17 protein-coding genes are annotated in these 22,303 nt (G+C 47.5%); 6 read left to right on the top strand and 11 right to left on the bottom strand.

Features of this window, described 5'->3' with window-relative positions:
- Window positions 1–41 precede the first annotated feature (41 nt).
- Entirely contained in the window at window positions 42–1,802 is a 1,761-nt protein-coding gene (locus D9Y29_RS06200) for a cellulase family glycosylhydrolase (protein WP_127126116.1), read from the bottom strand.
- A 207-nt stretch (window positions 1,803–2,009) separates the two neighbouring features.
- Here D9Y29_RS06200 and D9Y29_RS06205 point away from each other — a divergent pair, with 207 nt between their 5' ends.
- Window positions 2,010–5,012 (top strand): ligand-binding sensor domain-containing protein, encoded by a 3,003-nt coding sequence (locus D9Y29_RS06205; protein WP_127126118.1) that lies wholly within the window; start codon window positions 2,010–2,012, stop codon window positions 5,010–5,012.
- A 15-nt stretch (window positions 5,013–5,027) separates the two neighbouring features.
- Here the strand turns inward: D9Y29_RS06205 and D9Y29_RS06210 are convergent, their stop codons facing one another.
- On the bottom strand, window positions 5,028–5,411 hold the full coding sequence (locus D9Y29_RS06210) for a hypothetical protein (protein ID WP_127126120.1): 384 nt from the start codon (window positions 5,409–5,411) through the stop codon (window positions 5,028–5,030).
- A 133-nt stretch (window positions 5,412–5,544) separates the two neighbouring features.
- Here D9Y29_RS06210 and D9Y29_RS06215 point away from each other — a divergent pair, with 133 nt between their 5' ends.
- Window positions 5,545–6,549, top strand: a complete 1,005-nt coding sequence (locus D9Y29_RS06215; protein WP_127126122.1) for an AraC family transcriptional regulator — start codon at window positions 5,545–5,547, stop codon at window positions 6,547–6,549.
- 5 nt (window positions 6,550–6,554) lie between these two features.
- Here the strand turns inward: D9Y29_RS06215 and D9Y29_RS06220 are convergent, their stop codons facing one another.
- The 8 genes from D9Y29_RS06220 to D9Y29_RS06255 form a co-directional block, all read right to left on the bottom strand.
- Complete coding sequence (locus D9Y29_RS06220) at window positions 6,555–7,127, bottom strand: DUF4240 domain-containing protein (protein ID WP_164735287.1); 573 nt, start codon at window positions 7,125–7,127, stop codon at window positions 6,555–6,557.
- Between the two features lie 97 nt (window positions 7,128–7,224).
- Window positions 7,225–7,689 carry a VOC family protein gene (locus D9Y29_RS06225; protein ID WP_206513726.1) on the bottom strand — a complete coding sequence of 155 codons (465 nt, stop codon included), beginning with the start codon at window positions 7,687–7,689 and terminating at the stop codon, window positions 7,225–7,227.
- Between the two features lie 168 nt (window positions 7,690–7,857).
- Window positions 7,858–8,472, bottom strand: coding sequence for an alpha/beta hydrolase (locus D9Y29_RS06230; RefSeq protein ID WP_127126126.1), 615 nt, complete (start codon window positions 8,470–8,472; stop codon window positions 7,858–7,860).
- Window positions 8,473–8,650: 178 nt separating this feature from the next.
- Window positions 8,651–9,451 carry an alpha/beta hydrolase gene (locus tag D9Y29_RS06235; RefSeq protein WP_127126128.1) on the bottom strand — a complete coding sequence of 267 codons (801 nt, stop codon included), beginning with the start codon at window positions 9,449–9,451 and terminating at the stop codon, window positions 8,651–8,653.
- A 43-nt stretch (window positions 9,452–9,494) separates the two neighbouring features.
- Window positions 9,495–9,998, bottom strand: coding sequence for a DinB family protein (locus tag D9Y29_RS06240; protein ID WP_127126130.1), 504 nt, complete (start codon window positions 9,996–9,998; stop codon window positions 9,495–9,497).
- Between the two features lie 255 nt (window positions 9,999–10,253).
- On the bottom strand, window positions 10,254–10,838 hold the full coding sequence (locus D9Y29_RS06245) for a Crp/Fnr family transcriptional regulator (protein WP_127126132.1): 585 nt from the start codon (window positions 10,836–10,838) through the stop codon (window positions 10,254–10,256).
- Between the two features lie 389 nt (window positions 10,839–11,227).
- Window positions 11,228–12,370: a FecR family protein gene (locus tag D9Y29_RS06250; protein ID WP_127126134.1), complete on the bottom strand. Its 1,143-nt coding sequence runs from the start codon at window positions 12,368–12,370 to the stop codon at window positions 11,228–11,230.
- A 74-nt stretch (window positions 12,371–12,444) separates the two neighbouring features.
- Window positions 12,445–13,014 carry an RNA polymerase sigma factor gene (locus D9Y29_RS06255; protein ID WP_127126136.1) on the bottom strand — a complete coding sequence of 190 codons (570 nt, stop codon included), beginning with the start codon at window positions 13,012–13,014 and terminating at the stop codon, window positions 12,445–12,447.
- A 317-nt stretch (window positions 13,015–13,331) separates the two neighbouring features.
- Here D9Y29_RS06255 and D9Y29_RS06260 point away from each other — a divergent pair, with 317 nt between their 5' ends.
- From D9Y29_RS06260 to D9Y29_RS06275, 4 genes are all read left to right on the top strand, one after another.
- The gene (locus D9Y29_RS06260) at window positions 13,332–14,258 is read left to right on the top strand and encodes an ABC transporter ATP-binding protein (protein WP_206513727.1); all 927 of its coding nucleotides are present in this window, start codon (window positions 13,332–13,334) and stop codon (window positions 14,256–14,258) included.
- Between the two features lie 8 nt (window positions 14,259–14,266).
- A complete protein-coding gene (locus D9Y29_RS06265) occupies window positions 14,267–16,591 on the top strand; it encodes a Gldg family protein (protein ID WP_127126140.1) in 2,325 nt (774 codons plus the stop codon).
- Window positions 16,592–16,603: 12 nt separating this feature from the next.
- Entirely contained in the window at window positions 16,604–17,902 is a 1,299-nt protein-coding gene (locus D9Y29_RS06270; RefSeq protein WP_127126142.1) for a MutS-related protein, read from the top strand.
- A 190-nt stretch (window positions 17,903–18,092) separates the two neighbouring features.
- Window positions 18,093–19,409 (top strand): MutS-related protein, encoded by a 1,317-nt coding sequence (locus D9Y29_RS06275; protein WP_127126144.1) that lies wholly within the window; start codon window positions 18,093–18,095, stop codon window positions 19,407–19,409.
- A gap of 292 nt (window positions 19,410–19,701) precedes the next feature.
- On the opposite strand, the gene D9Y29_RS06280 is transcribed toward D9Y29_RS06275, so the two are convergent.
- Window positions 19,702–22,230 (bottom strand): T9SS type A sorting domain-containing protein, encoded by a 2,529-nt coding sequence (locus D9Y29_RS06280; RefSeq protein ID WP_127126146.1) that lies wholly within the window; start codon window positions 22,228–22,230, stop codon window positions 19,702–19,704.
- Window positions 22,231–22,303 lie beyond the last annotated feature (73 nt).

Consider the following 22,303-nt stretch of genomic DNA (forward strand, 5'->3'; position numbering starts at 1 on the left):
CCCTTCACCAAAAATGAACTATACGCTATTAAAAACTGCCGCTAGTTCCTGCTGAAATTGATATTGCTGAGGCGGAAACCGCCCTCCTCAACGTAAAGACGCAATTGCTGCTTTCCCTCAGACAGGTAAATATTGCCGCCATGCACTTCCACCCACTCCCCTGCTTTACCCGTTATTGGAACCTGAAAAGACTTTGCCACGATCTTGCCATTCAGCAACAGCGAAGCTTTGGCGCCTTTCTTATCTGCCCCTGCCAGCAAGTGGATTGCATAATTACCGGCCTTCTCCACCTGCAGTGTATACTGCAGCCATTCTCCTTTTTCCGTATTACTGATAAATACATTGTTATTCCCTTGCCCGATATCTACGCCATCATTCCGGTAAGTATATCCCCGGTTACCAGCACTGTTCTGTCCGGTAGACACCCTGTAGTTAGCAGTATCCATATCGAAATAGGCATAACCATTGGCGCCAAGATCATAATCGGCCGCCAGGATTTTCGCATGGCCATTGATGATATTAGCTCCGAAAGGAATGGTGGCATTGGAATGTGGCTGCCTGATCATCGCATCCACTACATCTTTATGAATGATATTATTACTGAAATGAGTAGCTGCCGCAAGTTCCTGTAAAGCCCTCCAGGCAGTTTCAGCTTTGGGTTGTTGTTTACTTTTTCCATTCCAGAAATCCAGTATTTGCTGGTATCCCTCACTGGAAGGGATCTCCAGCGGATTGTTGATACCGATCTTCTTCAATGGCCACCAGGCCCAGCCAATATTGTGTTGTTCCAGCAGGCGAATGGCTTCGGTGAACCAAACATTGGAATTCTCCCCCGTTTCACCTAACCATACAGGCACCTGGTATTGATCTCTTGTCTGCAGGATATGCCCGATGGCCTCATCATTGTTGTAGTTCCAGTATTTGTGAAAGCTCAGCACCATGTTTTTGTCCCAGGGAGGCAAAATACCATTGTAATTATTTCCCCAGCCATTGCCTTCGATAATGATGATATGATTGGTGTCTACTTCGCGGATCGCTTTTGTGATATCCACCAGTAATTCTTTTAGCGGACCATTCCCTTTTTCCTGTAATCCATTTTTATCATTTTTAGGATCATCGAATCCCCAGTTTGGTTCGTTGATAACATCGTATGCGGCGATGGTTGGTTCGTTCACATAACGCTTTGCCAGTTCTTTCCAGAGGGCGATGGTCTTGTCCCGGTTCGCTTTCAGGTCCCAGAGTGAAGGTTTGGTATCATCGCGGTCTGAGATATTGAGATCGTTGCCCTGCCCGCCGGGGGCTGCATGCAGGTCGAGGATGAGCCAGAGCTGATTGTCTTTACACCATTGCAGCAGGCTGTCCGTCATTTCAAACCCTTTGGTCAGCCAGGTATTCTTTCCGGCAACAGGTTCCTTATCCACGGGCAGGGTGTAAAGATCATAATGCATGGGAAGTCGAACACTGTTGAACCCCCAGGCTTTCATCGCTTCAATGTCTTTCCTTGTAGTATGATTACTGAGCCAGGTTTCATAAAAGGTATTGGTCTTTTCTTCACCTACCAGTTTTTGGATACGCTCACGGATCTTGTGTTGTTGTCCATTTTCATTGATACGAATCATATAACCTTCCTGCAGCATCCAGCCACCGAGACCGATACCGCGCAGCAGTACATTCTTCCCGCGGTCATCAATGATCCGAGTACCGGATGTTTTCAGAAATCCCTGTGCTGTTGAGGAGAAGGCAAATCCGAAAAGAATGCTGAATAAAAATACTAACCGGAGAAATAACCAGGAGTTCTTCATATGCTGTGTGTTTCGTGTGGCTCAAATGGCAGGGAATAAGGTTCTCCAATTGTTCTCCAAGTTACTGGTCTGGGTACGCTTATAAGAATTTCAGCCTACGCCATTATTACTACAGCTTTTTATTATGCATTGATTATCAATAATTCACTTTTACATCGGCACTACTTCAATTTATTTTTTGTATAATTTAGTACAAACGATTGCTCCATGTGTAGACTGCTTATGGCGCTTGCCTTCCTTATCTCCTGCCGGTCCTTTGCCCAGAACACCATCGGTTTCCCGGATATTCTTAATTATACCAAACAGGAATACCAGGGAGGCGGGCAGAACTGGGACGCCACCACGGACCAACGGGGGATCATGTACTTCGCCAATACAGAAGGATTACTGGCTTTCGACGGCCATTACTGGAAAGTATATCCCATCCCCAATAATACCAGGCTCAGATCTGTGCTGGCCACTGCAGACGGCCGCATCTATGTGGGTGCGCAGGACGAGTTCGGCTATTTCTATCCCGGCGCCAATGGCATACTTCAATACCATTCCTTCAAACCGATGCTGCCTCCCAGCATGAAACAAATGGCTGATGTATGGGATATCGAAGAATATGATAATGCCATCTGGTTCAGAACTAACAATATGTTGTTTGAGCTCAGGAACAATAGTTTCAAAACCCATGCAGCCCCGGCGGAATGGCGTAAGATGTACAAAACTGAAAAAGGATTATATGTGCAGGACTATAATGCCGGACTGATACAATTTGATAATGGAAAATGGAAAACGATTTGCGGGGACAGTGCTCTGAAAAAAATGCTGGTGACCTCGCTGCATATTCATCCGGACGGGAGACTGATGATCGCCACGCTGAAAGATGGTCTCTTCCTCATCGATAAAGGTCACCTGATACCCTGGCAAACCGAAGCCGATAGCATCTTCCATTCTGGCAGGATCTTCTGTTCAATCGTGCTCTCAGACCAGGAACTGGCCGTGGGCACCACATCCAACGGCTGTTTTATCATCAGCCGGCAGAATGGCCGCATCATCCAACGCTTCAGTATGGAACAGGGCATGCAGAACAATAACGTACTGCAGCTTTTCGCAGACAAGCGAAAGAATATCTGGGTGGCGCTTGACAATGGCATCGACCTGATCCGCTACAACACTTTCGTGAAACAGATCTATCCGCATAACAAAGACCAACTCACCAGTTATGCTGCACAGGTATTCCATAATAAACTCTATATCGGCACCAGCGATGGCGTATATGCCACCACGTTGGACGGCTCCACGGATTTCAGCGCATCGCGCAGCAGCTTCAGCCTGGTCCCAAATACGAAGGGACAGGTCTGGAGCTTCACTGTAAGCGATGATCAACTTCTGCTCGGCCACCACGAAGGTGTGTTCCTGATCAGGGAGAACATTACTCAACCACTGATCCGCGACCAGGGCATCTGGCTCTACCGGCAATACGCATCCTCCGGTAATACCAAGGATCTCCTGATCGGCGGCTATAGCGGGCTTTACAAAATGATGCAGACCGGCAGTGAATTTACGCAACCCAAACATATCAACGGGCTGCAGGAGTCCATGCGGTTCATCACCATCGACCGCGATAATACCATCTGGTGCTCGCATCCCTACCGCGGCATCTATCGCATCCGGCTTACTGGCGATTCTTTGGAATACGCATTGCTCTCAGCCAAAGATGGCCTGCCCGCCGATTGTGAGAACTACGTGTTCTTCATTCGCAACCGCGTGGTAGTGGCCACCCAGCACGGATTGTACGAGTTCAATGCAAGCACCAACCGCTTCCAGCAATCAGCCCTGCTCTTCGATATCTTTGGAGACATCCCCATTCAGTTCCTGCGGGAAGACGCATATGGCAATATCTGGTTCGTGTCCCAGAAAGTACCCGCCATTGTGGATTTTCACAAGCCCACCAATTCACAGCCTTACTCCGTGGTGTATTTCCCGGAACTGAAACACAGTATCGTCAATGGCTTTGAATTCATTTACCCATACGATGAAGAGAATGTATTCTTCGCGGCAGAGAAAGCCCTCTATCATATCAATTACAAAAAATACCTGCGCCTGTCTTCTGTGCCCAGCGTTACAATCGGCAGGGTGAAGACCATCGGAAAGAACGACAGTCTCATCTTCGGCGGCTATTTCACCGGTAAGGACGGTCCGGCCAATCAACAGAGCAAGGACCAGGTCATTGGACTGCCCAACAAATACAACAATTTTCGTTTTGAATTCGCATCCCCCTCATACGACCAGGGCAGCAATATCGAATACAGTTACCGGCTGAATGGATTCGACAAGGAATGGAGTAACTGGGACCCAAAACCGGAAAAGGAATACACCAACCTCCCGCATGGTACTTACACTTTTATTGTGAAGTCAAGAGACAACCTGGGCAATGAATCTGCTCCGGTTGAATATTCCTTCATTATCTGGCCGGCATGGTACCAGACCTGGATCGCGAAAACAGTATATGCTGTTCTGTTTTTGTTTTTCCTGTATTGGCTTTACAAAAGGCAAAAAAGCAAATTCGCCAACCAGCAGATCAAGCACAAGAAAGAACAGGAACATCTGATCTCGCTTCATCAACTGGAACTGGAAAGGAATGAAAAGGAATTGATGCAGGTGCAAAATGAAAAACTGGAATCAGATGTGATGTTCAAGAACAGGGAGCTGGCTACTGTTACGATGCACCTGGTGGAAAGAGGAAAAGTATTATCGGAGATCAGGGAGAAACTGGTACAGGCCATTACCAAACACGACCCGCCCCTCAATATCGGTAATTTCAGAAAAGTAATGCGCCTGCTTGAAGAAGCCGAGAACAAGGATGAGGACTGGGAACATTTTGCCCGGCACTTTGATGAAGTGCACAGCAATTACCTGAACTCCGTGAAGAAACATTTTCCATCGCTCACAACCACCGACCTGAAATTATGCGCCTATCTGCATATCAATCTTACTTCGAAGGAGATCGCGCAACTGATGGGCATTTCCGTGAGAGGTGTGGAAACCAGCCGTTACCGCCTGCGAAGGAAGCTCAATATCCCCGGAGAAACATCACTCAACAGTTTTTTACTGGAGGCAATTGCAGCAGATCAGCACAATAACGGTAATGGACATATGAACGCGAATGGAAATGGGAACAGTATGGCAGTAAGGAACGGATCAGAACAGGGGACGTCCTGATCCGTTCACTCAATTCTATATTCCTGATTTGACAGCATAAGTTCCTTTGAATTGAAGAAAAGCCATCAATGCTACCCAGGCAGCAACAGCAATGATCAATATGCTCCCGATGGTTGATATAGTTCCCGCCAGCAGGAAGACCGCTACAATACTGACCAGTACCCAGAGCAGATCAAGAGTGGTGACCAGCATTACAGCTCTCAGGCTGACAGGTTTCCGGGTGGCAACAAACACCACAAAGGCAGCAAACAAAACCAGGAAAATACCAACTTCAACAAAATAGACAGTATCGCTGATACCAAAGATACCGGCAGCCATTCCGGGGAAGAGGGCCAGGAGTAATCCGGTAGCTCCGGAACTGATCGCATTTACCAACAGGGTTGTTTTTAATGGTGACATATGTTTTAATTTTCAACAAAGCTACTCCGCCGCATGCGCCATCAGGGAGTCATTACCCGCCAGTATTCTGCCATTTTCCGCCAGGTTGTTCGCAACGGAAGAAAGGCCCGCTATCTTTGAGAAAAATAAACAAATGGAAAATTTCCAGAGAAGGTTCATACTGGCGCTGCTGGGCTACGCGGTGCATAAAGGAGTGGATTCGCTAAGGCTCTGCGAACTGTCTGGCATCGATCTGAAAGAATTACAGCTGGATGCAGCCATCCGTTACGATGGCGCCACCATCAACAGTCTCTGGAAAAATGCAGCTCATCTCAGCAATGATCCGTTGTTTGGACTGCATTTTGGTGAATCCATGCAACTGGCCGCTCTCGGCATCATCGGCCAGATCGTACAGACCAGCAATACAGTGGAGGACGCACTCATGAATGCAGGCGCCATGACTCCACTGATCACAGAGATCTTCGATATGAAACTCGATCGCGGTAAAACACATTTCACTATTCTATTTTTGTACGATAAATCAAAAGCTGAAACATGGCCCTTTGCATTCAGGCATATGGCAGATTATCTCTCGGTGATAGTGGTACATGAGATGGATGGATTACTGCTGCAAAAGATCACGCCTGTTACTGTACAGCTTCCCTACCCGCTCAGCAATCAGCATGAATATGAAAGGATCCTGCGTTGCCCTGTACGGAAAAGCACTGACCTGCTTTCTATTGAACTGCATAACCGCTATCTGACAGAACCTGTTCTCACGGCCAATTACGCCATTCAGCAACACCTGCTGCAACAGATCAGCGTAGCCCTGAAGGGAACGGAAAAAGACAGCAGCCTGCATACCCGCATCTATAATTACCTGCTCACTAACAGCTACCTGCAACTGGTGTCACAGGAATCCGTGGCAGCCAATTTTAATATCAGCACCAGAAGCCTGCAACGTAAACTAAAAGAGGAAGGGACCACTTACCTGGAAATAGTGGAAGAAGTGAGAAAAACACTGGCCATCAATTACCTCAGCAGCAAACAATACCAGGTAAAGGAAGTAGCGCATATTCTTGGATACAACGAACTCAGCGCATTTATCAGGGCTTTCAAACGCTGGACAAACAAAACGCCTTCAGAGTTCATGACCTGATATTTCTAAACAGCTCCCATCCTCGCTGCAAACAATGCAGGACAGATCGCTTTCATACTTTCCGGATTATCTTCTTCCCAATTGAAGTTGATGGGCGCATATCCTTCAGAAGCATCGCGAAGCCTGTCTTCGATATGAGAATAGATAGACTTCCCTGTCTTCCTTTCAAAAGCATACACGCCTACATAACCGAAGCCTTCGAACTCACATTCGTACTCATCCGGGTCTTCATTGGCGAACTCCAGCAATCTGTCTGGTTTTTCCAGCACGGTAAAGAAGGCTTCTTTGCCCCTTGAGATCAACCAACACCTGAAGTATTCAAAACCATCGTCGGAGCAGCCGCCATTATTGATGTATGCAGCGCACCAGAGCTCAGACAAATAAGACCTCACCATCAAAGACCCGGTTCGAAGATGGAATCCGATGATATCCTGCGGATTCATCACTTTTAAACGGTTGACCAGGTATTCTTCCTGTTCTTCCTGACCATCAGTTTCCCTGAGTGAATCCTGGATGAGCTGCCAGTAAACCTGTTCATCCATCATTTGTCCTGACTTTTCCAATGCCTCGAGATTCATAAATTCAAATTGTAGTTGTATCATTTATTTAGGGCAGGCAAAAATAGTCAGGCAAATGATACAATGCAATAGCTCCGGAACACTGATGTACAGTTTTCTATTTCTTTTCAGGCTCTTTATACGTCACCAGGTCAATACCGATACCATTTGGATCTTCGATAGCAAAATGGCGGTCGCCCCAGGGCTCATCACGCAGCTCAATCCTGATCTTCACTCCTTTCTTTTTGATTTCTTCGTATAGCTTGTCTACATCGGGCACTTCGATAGTGAGATACATGCCCTGTCCCTGGAAAGGTTTATGAAAAAGCGGTTGTTGGGAAGGGTGATTGGGCAGCAGGAAACTGAGACTGGCCTGCCCGCCCGGTGAATTGAGCAGCAGATAGAACTCATTCTCAAAAACCAGTTCAAAGCCCAGTGTTTTGATGTAGAAATTTTTGCTTTCCGCCAGTTTTTTAGTTACGATACCGGCATTCATTTTCATTTCGGGTTTAACGGGAGCTGTTTGCGCTATCAAATTCGCAGAAACAAATAAGATGCTGAGGATGCTGATTATCTTTTTCATATTTCTATTTTTTGATATTGTAAAATTCAGCATTCTCCCATCCGCAGGATTGTAAAAAACGGACAAAAAAACTGCCGGCAAATAGCTGCCGGCAGCCTGACGAAGCGCTACCTGCATTGAAGGCACTTGCGCCAGGAGATTGAGCAGGCCGTAATCGTGGATCTGACCCTATACCCTCAGCAAAGTGGTGGGCACACCTGCTTCATCCAGTTTTCTGGCGTATGCTTCGCCCTCATCGCGGAGCACATCGTTTTCAGCTGTCTGTACAATGGCGGGGGGTAATCCTTTCAATTGCTCCAGGCTGGCCTGTAACGGTGATGCGTAAATCTCATTCCTGTTCTCTTCCGGGGTATAGGCATCCCAGAACCATTTCATCATATTGCGGGTCAGGAACCTGCCTTCCGCATATTGACGATAAGAATCGGTATCGAAATTGGCGTCAGTCACGGGCCAGAACAATACCTGCAATTTCAGTTCAGGTCCTTTTTTGTTTTTGGCCATCAGGGCAATGGCTGCTGTCATGTTTCCGCCAACGCTGTTTCCAACTACCGCCAGCCTGCTTCCATCGATATCGATCTCATTGCCATTGGCAGCAGTCCATTTGAGCGCTGCATAGACCTCGTTGATAGCGGTAGGATATTTTGCTTCGGGAGAACGGCTGTACTCAACAAATACAGCGGCTACGCCGGAATACACTACCAGGTCTCTCACAAAACGTTTGTGAGTTGGGAAATCACCCAGCACCCAACCACCGCATTTCCTCCATCGGTTTACCGTTGCCACTGTTGAGGGCTTTCAGAAAATTCCTTACATTTTTTTCGATTGCAGGATCAGTAGCTGCATCTATAGACTGAAAAGTTTTGTTTGACATAAAAAAAGTATTTTGAAATTGTTTAAGTAAATAGAATACGATGACTGTGAACAAATCTGCTTATTATTTGCTGCCGTTAATTTGGGTTTGTTATGCGTGTTGCTGGAACCAGTCATAGATATAATCTGCCTGCATTCTCCAGCTGGGCAGCCCTACCACGAAGTGATTGACGCCTTCAAATTCTTTGTAGTCGACAACAGAACCATTCTCTTTTTTGTAGGCTTTGTAGTTCCTGCGGTTCAGGTGAGCAGGAATGATATGGTCCTTGCTACCGGCAATGATCAGTAATGGCGGGTGAGGTTTTTTAAAGTCTACTTTTGCAGCTTTTGATAAACCGCCACGGGCAACAGTTTTAGATTCGGGAATGGTATTTTCTTCCCAGGCTTTTTTCTGTTCTTCAAGTGTCATGCCGTTCACGAATGCATACTGCCAGTCTTTAAGACTCATCAGGTAGGTCTTTTTGGTAGAAGTGAAGAGACCTAATGATTTCCATCCTGCTTTCAGGAATGAGAACTCGTATGGGAAAACGCCCAATGGAGGTACGGGATGCAGTACTGCTGCTGCGGCAACGATACCACGGTTCACGAGGATCTGTGTGATCAGTCCACCAAGCGAGTGACCGATAGCGATAGGTTTTTCAGGAAGGCTTTTGGCAACATTGGCGTAGTGATCGATCACTTCATCCAGAGTGAGGAGACCAAGGTCTGTATCGTTAGGTTGTCTTTTGCGAAGTTCATCAGGAGTACCATCTTTGAAAGGCCATGCAGGAGCTACGGTTTTAAAGCCTCTGCTTTCAAAATATTCCTGCCAGGGTTTCCATCCGAGATGGGTAACAAAGGCTCCGGTTACGAACAGGATGTGTTTTGATTTGGTGTTGGTTAACGTTTCCATGATCTGGTTGATTTTATGTGTTTGTATTGAGGTTGATGATTGTCTATTTTTTCAGGTAGATCAGTTGACCGAGATGATAGGCCAGGTGAGCCGTACGATTGATCAGCATCCCGATTTTATTGCGGTGCGGCTCATGCAGGAAATCTTCTTCACTAACGGCCTGATGGCGATTCAGCCAATCCTGTGGCTGCATCACATTGAAATAATCCGTCAGCGTTTCGTTTACTTTTTTCCTGAATTCCCTCAGGTCTGCTGTGGGTGGAAAATCCAGTCCTGCCTTATCGGAATTATCGATAAAGATGTGTTGCAGCCAGGGATAAAGTTTGTCTCTCAGACCGAGCAGGGGCAGCATACCATCGCTTACCGCAGTGAGATGGCCCAGCAACCAGTTTCCGGTATTCCTTCCGGGGGCAGTTTCAAGCGCCAGGTCTTCATCGCTCAGTTGCTCCAGCAGCGCGTCCAGGCGTTGGTTTTGCAGGTTCCAGTTGTGCAACACTGTAGTTACCAGGAGAGCTGTGTTATCCGTATTGCCAGGTGTCTGTTTCATCTTTTTTAGTTTTATCGTTATCACTGATTGACTACACAAAGATGCTATTACGCAGGCCCCTTTTCCAATGACAAACCACAAGAAAGCAGCTTGACAAAGGTCAATCCTCCCGCTTGACATTTTGGGGAACAAGGGTCGGCTGCATGCCGGCAGGCAATCATCAGACAATGCGCAAACACGCATCCACATTGGATCTACAAGCAATTATGAGTATAAGTGGCAGGCCGGGATTAACCCGTCCGTCAAAAGGGAGGATTACTTCGACAAGGCATTTTTACGGATCCGGCTAAGCGTTTCGGGAGAAATGCCCAGGTAAGAGGCTATCATATTTTGAGGAAATCGCCGGAAGAATACGGGATGTGATTTGAGCAGTTCCAGGTAACGCTCTTCGGCGGTGAGACTGATAGCTCCATGTATCCTTTTCTGGTTGGCGATCTGGCCACGTTTGTCCAGCTCCTGCGTCATTTTCCGGAAAGCTGCCGAGTTCTCGTACAGCGTTACGGCATGATCGCGCCGGAGCTGCAGCAGTTCTACATCTTCCCAGGCTTCGATATTGTACATGGAGGGAGTTTCCAGCTCAAAGCTCTCCCTGTCCATCATCCACCAGCCTTCGATCCCGAAGCGGAGAATATGTTCATTGCCCTTTGGGTCTACCGTATATTGGCGCATCGCGCCTTTGAGAATGAAGGAAAGATATTTGCACACATCGCCTTCCTGCAGCAGGTATTGCTTTTTCCTGTATTTCCTGAAAGCAAATACAGCCTCGATGGGCTCAAATTCTTCGTCTGTAAGCGGACAATTGAGATGTTTATTGATATATTCACGAAGGACCTGGTGCATATTGGTTCAATAAAGACAATCCAGTAAAAATGGAAAACCAATTTACGGAAATTATTCCATCGAACCAGTAGCTGATTTGAAAGGTAACAGTATGACTAACCGAAAATCCCTGCGGGCGACACTTTTTTAGCTTTTATGATTTCCACTATCCCCTCATTGGCAATGATCATCATGCCATGGCGGTCAGCGGAGATCCCTTCCTGCAATTGATATGTATAACGCGGCACTTGCTTTTCAATAATGGAAGGAAAGAAAAGAAACTGCATATTGGTGCTCCGGCCGCCGCGAACGGCTCCGTTCTTTTTTCAGGCAAACTATTCTTTCAGGTGCACATAAGCGTTAGTGTTTTGGTTGAGCAATTGTTTGTATGGTTAATACTGACTTAGACCTTATTGTAATATCACCAGCCTATTGTTTTCCAGCCTGTATTTCACCCCCAGACCTTCCAGGCTTTTCATTACTTCCTGTAAACTGTTATCCCTGTTCACTTCTCCTTCAAACACCAGGTCAGGAATTCCTTTTTCATACACCACTTCTATATCGTACCAGCGTGAAAGCTGCCTCATGATCCTGGCCAGACTTGCATCCTGGAAATTGAACACGCCATTCTTCCAGGCCACCACCTGGTTCACATCCACCGGTACAGTACGCACAGGCATCCCGGCCTTCAGCTGCGACTGTTGCCCGGGCTGCAATACAACGGAGGAGCTGACTGTTCCGCTGCTCACTTTTACACTTCCTTCCAGCAGCGTTGTACTGAGCGCCGGCTCATCTTCGTAAGCATTCACATTGAAACTGGTGCCCAACACTTCCACCTTCATGGCATTATTGGTAGTGGTCACTACAAAAGGCCTGGATGGATCCTTCGCGACTTCCAGGTACACTTCACCAAACACCGTCACCTCCCTCGATGGACCATTGAATGAAGTGGGATAACGAAGCGCAGACGCGGCATTCAGCCATGCTTTGCTGCCATCGGGCAATACAATTTTAAACTGCCTTCCGCGCGGTGTGGAAATGGTATTGAAACTGATCTTTTCATTGTCCGCTGTTCCCTTTTCATATTTCAATTGTCCTTCCTGCAGGCTGAGACTGCTGCCATTTTGTGTGGTGATAAAACCATTGCCCACACTGTCAAGCAATAGTTCGCTGCCATCAGCCAGCGTGAGCACCGCACCGTCACGGCCTGCAGGAATGAGCTGCTGTTCCTTTGCTGTTGCGGGTTTCACCTGTTCATCCTGCCTGAAGAAAGCATAAAAGCGAACGCCGGCATAAATGAGCAGCACAGCGGCTGCGGTGGCTGCAACAGCCGGCCAGAGGCGGCGTACAGGTTTGCGGGCTCGCGTAGCGGCAATATGTTCCGCCAGTGCCATCCGTCCTGCATCATGAGCCTGCTGCACAGCATCTTCGGAAGGCAAGTGATGGCTACCCGACAGATCTTTCAGGTGCCAGCTCTCCACCAGCGCTTTCTCTTCCTCAGTGCAGCGCCCATCCAAATATTTCCGTATAATATCTTCTGGTAATTGCTTCATAAAGGATAATAACAAGGTTCCTGCGTATATGTAGGATGAAAAAGCCGGGGGGCCCAGACAGCAGAAAAAAATTATCAACGAAGGAAAAAGAGGAGAAAACCGAACAGACCGAGTTTGGAACGAAGAATGCGCAACGCGTTGTGCACCTGGTTTTTCACTGTTTTCTCAGACACCTGCAGGCGGATTGCGATTTCCCGGTGACTGAGCTCATCCTTCCTGCTGAGCGAAAATATTTCCTGCATTTTGGATGGCAGGGCCGTGATCCCCTGTTCTATCAGGGTTTCCAGTTCCCTGTGGCGGAGATATTCATCTGTATTGTACTGGCCTTCCTGCATGAATTGTTGGAGAGATTGCAGGTAGTCTGTTCTTACTTTCTTTTTATCAAGTCTGTCGAAGAATTTATAACGGATGGCTGTGTAAAGCCATCCTTTGAGGGAAGTGCTGATTTCCAGTGCAGCGCGCTTGTCCCAGAGCTGCATGAAAACCTCCTGCACCATATCCGCAGCTTCATGATCATTGCGTGTAATGCGTGCGGCATAAACAAACAACAGGCCCTGAAACCTGCTGTAGATCTCATTAAAAGCCTTTTCATCATTGCTTTTCAGCAATCGCATCAGTTCAATATCGGTAAAACCGGAATACATCTTTACAATACTTTCCTAACCCTTTTGAGAGCAGGATTTGTATACAAGAAGGAAAGATTTAGTGGAATGGTCAGGGATTTGCGGGATAAATGTAGCCCAAAATTGTAATTTTTTTGCAGCAGACAGCCACCCATTTCTTTTTGAGGGGCGTCATAATGATACAGGCGGATCTGCAGATCCGCACAAACCGGGCAACCGGAAAATTTTCAGCAAGCATAGACAGGATAGCAGACAACCGGCAACCGGCAGTCTGAAATGCAGTCGCATACGGCATTCTATTGCCTTGAACCAAAACATTCATTCATCACATACTTATTATGAGTACTATTCTAAAGATCGAGCATCTCTCACACAAGTACAGCAGTTCCTGGGCCATCCGGGATATCAACCTGGAAATAAACCAGACAGGTGTGGTGGGATTACTTGGCTCCAATGGCGCGGGTAAATCCACTACAATGAATATCCTTTGTGGTGTGCTGAACCAGACGGAAGGCGCCGTGTACGTAGATGGAAAAGATACAAGACAAAATCCCCGGGAAGCCAGGAAGTCCATCGGTTTTCTCCCGCAGAACCCGCCACTGTACACAGATCTCACCGTTGATGAATTCCTCAGCTACGCGGCAGAACTCAGACTGATCCCGAAACACCAGGTGAAAGCTGCAGTGAATGAAGCGAAAGAACGTTGTGGCATTGCGCATTTCAGCAGCAGGCTGATCAAGAATCTTTCAGGTGGTTACCGCCAGCGCGTAGGCATTGCACAGGCCATCATCCACAAACCCAAATTGGTGGTGATGGACGAACCCACCAACGGCCTCGACCCCAACCAGCTGATCGAAGTAAGGAAACTGATCCGCGAGATCGCCACAGAACATACTGTGCTGCTCAGCTCGCATATCCTCTCCGAGATCCACCTGCTCTGCCGTGAAGTAGTGATGATCGAAGGAGGCAGGATCATCTTCTCCGATTCAATGGATGCTTTCAACAATTATGTACAACCGCAAAGCGTGCTCACACGCCTGGAGAATCCACCCACCGCCGCCGACCTGCAACAGATAGAAGGCGTAACAAGAGTGGAATTCCTCTCAGACAAACAGATCCGCATCTATTTCGATGGCGGTGAAGAGATCACGGAAAGACTGGTTGCCGCCAGCATCAAACATGAATGGAGACTCCGCGAGATCAATCTCGACAAGAGCCTGCTCGATGATATTTTCAAACAATTATCTACCCAATCCCACTCATAATACCTGTCATGAAAATGATATTCAAAGTTGCCAAAACCGAACTGCGTAATCTCTTCTTCTCACCGGTAGCCTGGTTCCTCACCATCGCCTTCATGGTGCAATGCGCAGTGTTCTATGCTACTCCTATTACGGAAGCTGCCAAATGGCAGGACATCATGCAACAGAACAATCCCAATTTCAAAGGCTGGGGCATAAGCCTCACGATGAGCGTCTTCCTCAGCTCAGATGGGATCTTCGTTAGCGTATTGCGCAATCTGTTCCTCTTTGTTCCGTTGCTCACCATGGGACTGATCAGCCGTGAGATCAATAACGGCACCATCAAATTACTGTACTCCTCTCCGATCAGGACCAGGGATATCGTACTCGGAAAATATGTGGCAGTGATGCTCTACAATCTGATCCTGGTAGCCATTCTGGGGATCTTCCTGGTGTCCAGTCTTTTCCATGTGAAGAATGTGGATGCCGGTCTGCTCGGCGCTGCCGTGCTCGGCTTCTTCCTGCTGATGTGCACTTACACGGCCATCGGTCTCTTCATGAGTAGCCTCACCACCTATCAGATCGTTTCTGCTATCGGCACTTTCATTGTAGTGTTTGTGCTGGACCGCATTGGCGGGCTCTGGCAGCAATATGATTTTGTGAGGGACATCACTTATTTCCTGTCCATCTCCGGAAGGACCAACAAAATGCTGGTGGGCCTTATCACTACCAATGATGTGATCTATTTTATACTGATCGTTACCATGTTCCTTTGCTTCACGTATTTCAAACTGAAAGGAGCACGCGAGATCAAACCCTGGTATATCAAGACCAGCCGTTATCTTGCAGTAACCGTGCTGGCCCTGGGCCTCGGATATATTTTCTCCAGACCTGCGCTTATTGGTTACTGGGATACCACCCGCGACCAGATAAACACCATTCACCCGAATACACAGAAAGTAGTAAAGGAACTGGGTAAAGAGCCCATGACTGTTACACTTTATACCAATCTTATGGGAGATGGCAGCACCAACGGATTCCCTGCTGCGCGCAACAAATACATGTGGACGCTCTGGGAAAAATACCTTCGGTTCAAATCCAATATCGATTTCAAATATGTTTACTATTATGATATCCGTGATGGCGACAGTGCCGCACTGAGAACATTCCCCGGTAAAACGCTCAAAGACATTGCAGCACTGAATGCCGAAGGCGCCAATGAACGTTTCAGCAGGTACATGCCTCCTGAAGAGATCCGCAAACAGATCGATCTTTCAAAGGAAGGTTATCGTCTGGTAATGAAAGTGGATTACAAAGGCAAGAGCACTTTTTTGAGAACATTCAACGACTCTGAATTCTGGCCCGGTGAAATGCAGGTGTCTGCCGCATTCAAACGCCTGTTGCAGGATACGATGCCATTGGTGGTGTACACCATGGGTAATCTGGAACGCAATATCTATAAACTCGGCGAACGTGAATACAGTTCACATTCGAGAGAGATCGGCAACCGTATGTCGCTCATAAATCTTGGTTTCGATACGGATACTGTCAATCTCGATACACAGGATGTTCCTGCCGGAACGGATATCCTTGTACTGGCCGATCCGAAGACAACACTGAGTGAAACGAAACAAGAAAAGATCCGTCAGTATATCGATGCAGGCGGCAATGCTATGATCCTCGGAGAGCCCGGCAAGCAACAAATGCTCAATCCTTTACTGCAACCGATGGGCCTTAAAATGATGAACGGCACACTGGTGCAACTGAGCCAGCATGAGATGCCTCATATGGTTACACCCTATGTAACCCTTACTGCAGCAGAGATGGCGGAAGAAAAGTTCCTGCTGGACCTGAAAGAATCGAAAGGAAAGGATACATTCAAAGTACTTACACCCGGCGTAGCGCCTTTAACCTATTCCGATACCGGTAACTGGAATATTAAACCGGTACTACTCACCTCTGCCGGTAAAGCCTGGCTGAAAATGGGGCCGCTGGTAACTGATTCTGCAGCCCCTGTATTCAGTCCGCAGGAAGGTGATATCCGTATGAATTCCTTCCCCATCGGTGTGCAGCTTATCAGGAAGATCAATAATAAGGAACAAAGGCTGATCGCATTCGGTGATGCTGATTTCATGAGCAATCTCAGAGGTGGTGGTAGTTTTCTCGCACGCGGCGCTTTCAGCTGGATGGATTATAATAATTTTCCCATCTATGCCCCAAAACCCGCTCCCATCGACGATTTGCTCAAGATCGGAAAAGTGCCGGCCAAAACCATGGAGTACATCTATATCTGGATCCTGCCGGCCCTCATCCTGATCATCGCCACCGTTCTCCTGATCCGCCGTAAACGACAATAAAAAAGTAGAATAATGAACTTACATACCGACGAGCAAACGATCGAAGATCTGAGGATATTTGGAAAACGCGACAATGCCGGTATCTACGATCTCTATAACCACACACATACGCGCGGTGGAGAAAAGGTGCTGGAAGCCATGTTTCGCAACCCGCTCTCAGACCGGTCAGCCATTAACCAACGCGCCGGCATTATCGGTAATATGGCTAAACTGCAACTGGCTTTCCCGTTCAATGCATCCATCTTCGATATGGCCGAAAAGTACCTGTCTATCGCCGATGCACAATCGAAATCCGGCAACCAGCAAACACTGAGTGATAAAGACGTTCAGAATGGTGTTGCCGCCGTGATAGAGCTGATGCAGGAAACGAAGCAGTTCATCAGTATGCCAGCCATCATTGCCGTGAGTGAATGGGAGCAGGAACGTAAGAGCATCGAAGGTCTTCTCTCTGATCCCGCCTTCGAACCGGTATTCAGGGAACAGCTCAAGAACAAGCTGGCCTACGCCGCCATATCTGCCTACGATCTCCTCTTCAGAACGCGTGAACGAAGCAAGATCGAAAAACTGCTGGGACATATCTATCATCTCGACGTATACCTTTCAGTGGCCAGGGTGGCCACTGAAAGGAAATTCATCTTTCCCAAAGCGCTCGATAAAGGCAGTAACCAGCTGCAACTGGAAGGCGTTTACCACCCGGAACTGAAACAACCCATTCCCAATGATGTGAAAATGGATGCAGGCAATAACCTGATCTTCCTCACCGGGGCGAACATGGCAGGAAAGTCCACTTTCCTGCGGGCACTCAGTACAGCTGTGTACATCGCTCATATGGGATTCCCCGTAGCTGCAAAGGCAATGGAGTTTTCGGTTATGGATGGCATTTATACTACTATTAATCTGCCAGACAACCTGGGTATCGGCGCAAGCCATTTCTATGCAGAAGTATTGCGGGTAAAGAAAGTAGCGGCTGCATTGAGCAGTGGCAAATCTCTTTTTATCATTTTCGATGAATTGTTCCGCGGTACGAACGTTAAGGATGCACATGAAGCCACAGTGGCCATTTCCAGGTCATTTGCCGGAAAGAAGAACAGCCTTTTCATTATCTCCTCCCATATTGTAGAGGCCGGTGAACAGCTGCAGGCAGCCCCTTCCATCGCGTTCCGCTTCCTGCCTACCAGGATGAATGGACATACTCCCGAGTATACGTATACGCTGGAATCAGGTATTACAGAGGACAGGCACGGTATGATCATTATACGGAACGAAGGTATCCTCGAAATTCTCAAAAACGGGCGTAAACGCGCTGTATGATTTGCATCAGGGTGTTGCCAGTCGCTCGCCTCCCGGCGAGTGACTTTTGTTTAGTCGCCTCCGGCGATGCGGTGTTCGCCGGAGGCGAACAATTAGAAGTCACTCGCCGGGAGGCAAGCGACTGGCAACCCCAAAAGTATAGCGCCAATATTTCTATAATGCTGCCAACAGCCAAACAAAACCAACAACCATGAGCTTTAGTATAGACAGGCAAACGATGGATGAACTGAACCTGCTGGGAAAATTCAGGCAGGGATCGGTGTACCATTTGTTCAACCACGTAAAAACAAGAGGCGGAGAACGATTGCTGGATGAAATGTTCCGCAGCCCGCTGCAGGATGCAATAAGCATCAACCAGCGCAGCAGCGTTTTCCGTTTCTTCCAGGATGCTGCACTCCAATTCCCTTTCGATGTTCCGCAACTCAACATTATGCGTGAGTATATGGACAGTGGCGCCGGGAAAAGCGCGATGGCCGCTTTGGCAGGTACGTTCATGAAAAAGATGCTTTCTTCCCTCACGCGTGATGAACGTTACCGGAAGATCGTACAAGGGCTGCAGGCCACTATTGTAACGCTCAACAAATGCAATGCCTTTGCGGAGCTGTTGCTCCCGAAGGGAGGGCCCTTTACAGCACGCGTGCAGGCTGCAAAGCAGATCCTCTCCCACCCGGAGCTTACCAAACTCCGCAACACGGATATTTACAAAGACCTTCCGGTAAGCGCCCTCGCGCATTACGATCACCTGCTGAAAGGAAAACTGGAAAAAGAAATAAATGAAATACTGGAATTCATCTATGAGCTGGATGTGAATATCGCCATCAGTTCCGTAGCGGCTTCCAAAGGTTTCGCCTATGCAAAGGCATTACCGAAAGAGATGAACGTATTTGCTGTGCAGGACCTGCGTCATCCCTGCATCGACAAAGCCGTAGGCAATAACCTGAATATGCAGGAACAGAGCAATGTGATCTTTCTGACCGGCGCCAACATGGCGGGTAAATCCACACTCATGAAATCCGTGGGCATTGCCATGTACCTGGCGCATATGGGATTCCCATTAGCAGTTTCGCAAATGGAATTCTCAGTTCGTGAAGGGCTCTATTCCAGTATCAACGTGGCGGACAATATCAGTCTTGGCTACAGCCATTTCTACGCGGAAGTGGTGCGTGTGAAGCAGGCAGCTGAAGCGGCCGCCAGCGGCAAAAGGCTTCTGCTGATGTTCGATGAACTCTTCAAAGGCACCAACGTGAAAGATGCTTATGATGGTACACTCGCCGTAACAGAAGCATTTTCAGAATACCAGGATTGCATCTTCATTGTTAGCACTCATATCATTGAAGTTGGTGAAGCGTTGAAGGATACAAATAATATCCGGTTCGTATACATGCCTACGGTAATGGAAGGGGCTAGACCGAGATATACTTACAAATTACAGGAAGGCATAACCGAAGACCGCCAGGGTATGATGATCATACGCAATGAAGGAATTCTGGAAATGATCGGAGATTAGCATCCCGCAGAAAATATCTTATTGAAAATGAGAAAAATAAACTGGTTAAATGCGCCATGAGTGTATGCTTAGTTGGTGCTGAATGGTGGAAATACTGGGGGAAAGGTGCTGCGGAAGGCATGCGGGAGACACCAAAGGGTGCTGTCAGGGTCTGCTTTCCTGTACGGTGGATAGTTCTGAATTTTATCGAATGCTGTGGGAATAGTATAGTCATAATGGAATGTTGTGAGTGCAAATCTGCACCTATCACAACATTCCATTGTCATATGTAAATAATAGTAGTATTAAATTTTTAAGGGATCACCAGTAACTGTTTTACTACCTTTTTTGTTCCCATCCATACCACAACCTGGTAAACACCTGCCGGCACCTGTTTCAGGTTCAATGGTATTACCAGGCTGCCAGTATGTTTTTTCATTATCACAGTTTTTATAGGTAAGCCACTTATACCGGTAACCAATATTCGAATTTCACCGGCAAAACTGTTGTTTAATTCCAGCCAGCTTGTCCCTTTCGCGGGATTAGGGAATAGTTTTATACCATTATTCAAATCCACCTCATTTCCTGAAAGCACCAGGGGGTCAAGCGTTCCAAAATAAATTGATGAATTCCCGTATTGTTCTTCCCTGTTGCCGATAAAATGCAATCGCCCTCCGCTTGCATCAAACAGTTTATTGACGGAGAACTCCGGATCGCCATTTCCAAAATATCTTATCACATTTTTTGTGCCGTCCTTACGGATATTGGCGAGGAAACCATATTTTTTCCTGGTACCGAATACAGGCTCTCCGGTAGTACCTGCCAGACAGTAAGCAGTATCGCCTCTTTCCAGCAGGCTGTTGCTGTTATCGGTAAGGTGAATATCAAAGGTCTTTGCCCAGGTGGTTGCGCCAGTTCGGTCCACTTTCATCAGCAATGCATCGCGGTTACCCGACAACGTTGACTCAGCATAACCGGCCACCAAGTAATGCAGGTCTGTTGTGGCCAACAGGCTCTGTGCCGCCATTACTGTATCGGTACGCACATATACACGTGCCCAGAGGCCATCTCCATCAAGTGTACTTTGCGACAGGTAGATTCCTGGAAGCCCTGTACCATCAGTCCGTGTTGCTTCTCCTGTTACCACCAGTTTCTGATCCGGCGTAACACAGATCTTGCTGGCTCTTGTATTGTACCGGAAAAAAACGCGAGGTTTCCTCCAGGCCTCCGATCCATTGGCATTCAATTTCATGATAAATACATTGAATTGTACCATGCCATCTGTCTCTGCACCTGATATATAGCAGCCACCATCATTCGAGGCCGCAATATCATCAACATGGCGTGCCCAGATGTCGCTACGCCAGATCACGGCCCCATCCGGCCGCAATTTCAGTACCTGTTCGATGCTGACGCCGGTATCATACTCCGTCAGCAAAACCAGGAAATTGCCATCGGAAGCAGCACAGATCCTGCCAGGACTGGAAGTGATGTCGCTTAACATCTTCACCCATTCAAATTCTCCGGCTGCATTAATTTTAATGAGGCAGGCCATATAATCCTCTTCAGTTACTCCTATCAGTTTGGCTGTGGCGATATAGCCGCCACCCGGCAGCGCCAGCGTATGTATTATTTCCTGCGTTCTGGTAGCCAGGGGTACCTGAATATTTTTCAGAGATGCAGCGGGTTGAATGGAATAGGGAAATACAGCATCATTCAATTCGCCCTTCAGATTGGTTTTTATCAGTAGTGGCGCAGCATCAGGTTGCCCGAAGTACCTGGCCCATCCACCGGCAAGGATCGCATCGGAAGTGAGCAGCAAAGCGTTCGCATATTCATTATTCCCGGCTGTTCCAAATGCCTTTTTCCATTGCAGTTCACCCTGCCAGTTGAAACGGCTCAACACCAGGTCAGAACTGCCTTCCAGGTCGTACCAATTGGCATTCCATCCGGAAGCGGACAATACGATATAACCATTGGCATCATGCTGAAACCCCGCCATTTCATCATTCATGCTGATATCTGCCAGTTTGGTCCACATGGTCTTTCCATCGGCATCAGCTTTCATAAACAGAAGATCAGAATTGTCAAGCATCCCGAAAACCGCTTCTGTAGCGGCAAAAAGGTACCCCCCATCGGGGCTTTTGCAAAAGAAGGAAGGAAGGTACATCTCGCCATCCATGAACAAGGTCGAAAATTGTTTTTCACTTCGCTGGTTGGTTGCTGTTATATTAGCTACTTTCAGCTTTCTTTCGCCGGGTGTTGTATAAGCAATGTCCAATCCACCGTTCACTGACGGTTGTAAAGCATAGTTGAAGAATACACCTTCCGGTATTTCTGTTTGCCAGATCTTTTGTCCTGTTCCATCCAGGTAAAGCACCTGCAGGCGTTCGGGCTTTTCTTCGATCTCCTTTACATAAGTGAGAAAAAAATTCCCATTGGCCGCAGGCAAAATCTTCACAGCTCTTACTTTTTCATCAAACTGGTACTGGTATACTTTTTCCTGTTCCGCGTTTTCCGACAAAATGAACAGCCAGAAACCGGGCAATCCAATGCTGTTAGCAGAGATCACGAATTTGCCGGTACTGGTCCTGATCAGCTTCTCGAAGGGCAGGTCGGCAAAAGCTGCCGGTACCCATTCTTTTTGCAGGGCCCCATTTTTATTGACGAGCACAAAACTGTGATCACGGATAAAGGCATAGCCATTATTGCCAGCCTCCACAATATCTTTCAGTTGTTGCGGTCGGTTGGGAACAGGATATGTTTTCCAGAATGGCTGTGCCTCCGCCAACAGGCAGCCAAGCAGCAGGATGAGAAGATTAAGCGTCGGTTTCATTTTCATCTGATCAGTTTGTCAATTAGCCTCTAATTGACAACCAGTTTATCCATTTTGAAAGCCTGCAATAGCGGAACTG

The sequence above is a fragment of the Pseudoflavitalea rhizosphaerae genome (genome assembly GCF_003991355.1).
Taxonomy (GTDB): Bacteria; Bacteroidota; Bacteroidia; order Chitinophagales; family Chitinophagaceae; genus Pseudobacter; species Pseudobacter rhizosphaerae.

What these genes read in the sequence shown, in the direction of transcription:
- D9Y29_RS06265 (WP_127126140.1), top strand. Translation starts at nt 14,267, where the DNA reads ATGAAAATGATATTCAAAGTTGCCAAAACCGAACTGCGTAATCTCTTC.
- D9Y29_RS06245 (WP_127126132.1), bottom strand. Translation starts at nt 10,838, where the DNA reads ATGCACCAGGTCCTTCGTGAATATATCAATAAACATCTCAATTGTCCG.
- D9Y29_RS06270 (WP_127126142.1), top strand. Translation starts at nt 16,604, where the DNA reads ATGAACTTACATACCGACGAGCAAACGATCGAAGATCTGAGGATATTT.
- D9Y29_RS06255 (WP_127126136.1), bottom strand. Translation starts at nt 13,014, where the DNA reads ATGTATTCCGGTTTTACCGATATTGAACTGATGCGATTGCTGAAAAGC.
- D9Y29_RS06205 (WP_127126118.1), top strand. Translation starts at nt 2,010, where the DNA reads ATGTGTAGACTGCTTATGGCGCTTGCCTTCCTTATCTCCTGCCGGTCC.
- D9Y29_RS06215 (WP_127126122.1), top strand. Translation starts at nt 5,545, where the DNA reads ATGGAAAATTTCCAGAGAAGGTTCATACTGGCGCTGCTGGGCTACGCG.
- D9Y29_RS06200 (WP_127126116.1), bottom strand. Translation starts at nt 1,802, where the DNA reads ATGAAGAACTCCTGGTTATTTCTCCGGTTAGTATTTTTATTCAGCATT.
- D9Y29_RS06235 (WP_127126128.1), bottom strand. Translation starts at nt 9,451, where the DNA reads ATGGAAACGTTAACCAACACCAAATCAAAACACATCCTGTTCGTAACC.
- D9Y29_RS06280 (WP_127126146.1), bottom strand. Translation starts at nt 22,230, where the DNA reads ATGAAAATGAAACCGACGCTTAATCTTCTCATCCTGCTGCTTGGCTGC.
- D9Y29_RS06240 (WP_127126130.1), bottom strand. Translation starts at nt 9,998, where the DNA reads ATGAAACAGACACCTGGCAATACGGATAACACAGCTCTCCTGGTAACT.
- D9Y29_RS06260 (WP_206513727.1), top strand. Translation starts at nt 13,332, where the DNA reads ATGAGTACTATTCTAAAGATCGAGCATCTCTCACACAAGTACAGCAGT.
- D9Y29_RS06250 (WP_127126134.1), bottom strand. Translation starts at nt 12,370, where the DNA reads ATGAAGCAATTACCAGAAGATATTATACGGAAATATTTGGATGGGCGC.
- D9Y29_RS06220 (WP_164735287.1), bottom strand. Translation starts at nt 7,127, where the DNA reads ATGAATCTCGAGGCATTGGAAAAGTCAGGACAAATGATGGATGAACAG.
- D9Y29_RS06210 (WP_127126120.1), bottom strand. Translation starts at nt 5,411, where the DNA reads ATGTCACCATTAAAAACAACCCTGTTGGTAAATGCGATCAGTTCCGGA.
- D9Y29_RS06275 (WP_127126144.1), top strand. Translation starts at nt 18,093, where the DNA reads ATGAGCTTTAGTATAGACAGGCAAACGATGGATGAACTGAACCTGCTG.
- D9Y29_RS06225 (WP_206513726.1), bottom strand. Translation starts at nt 7,689, where the DNA reads ATGAAAAAGATAATCAGCATCCTCAGCATCTTATTTGTTTCTGCGAAT.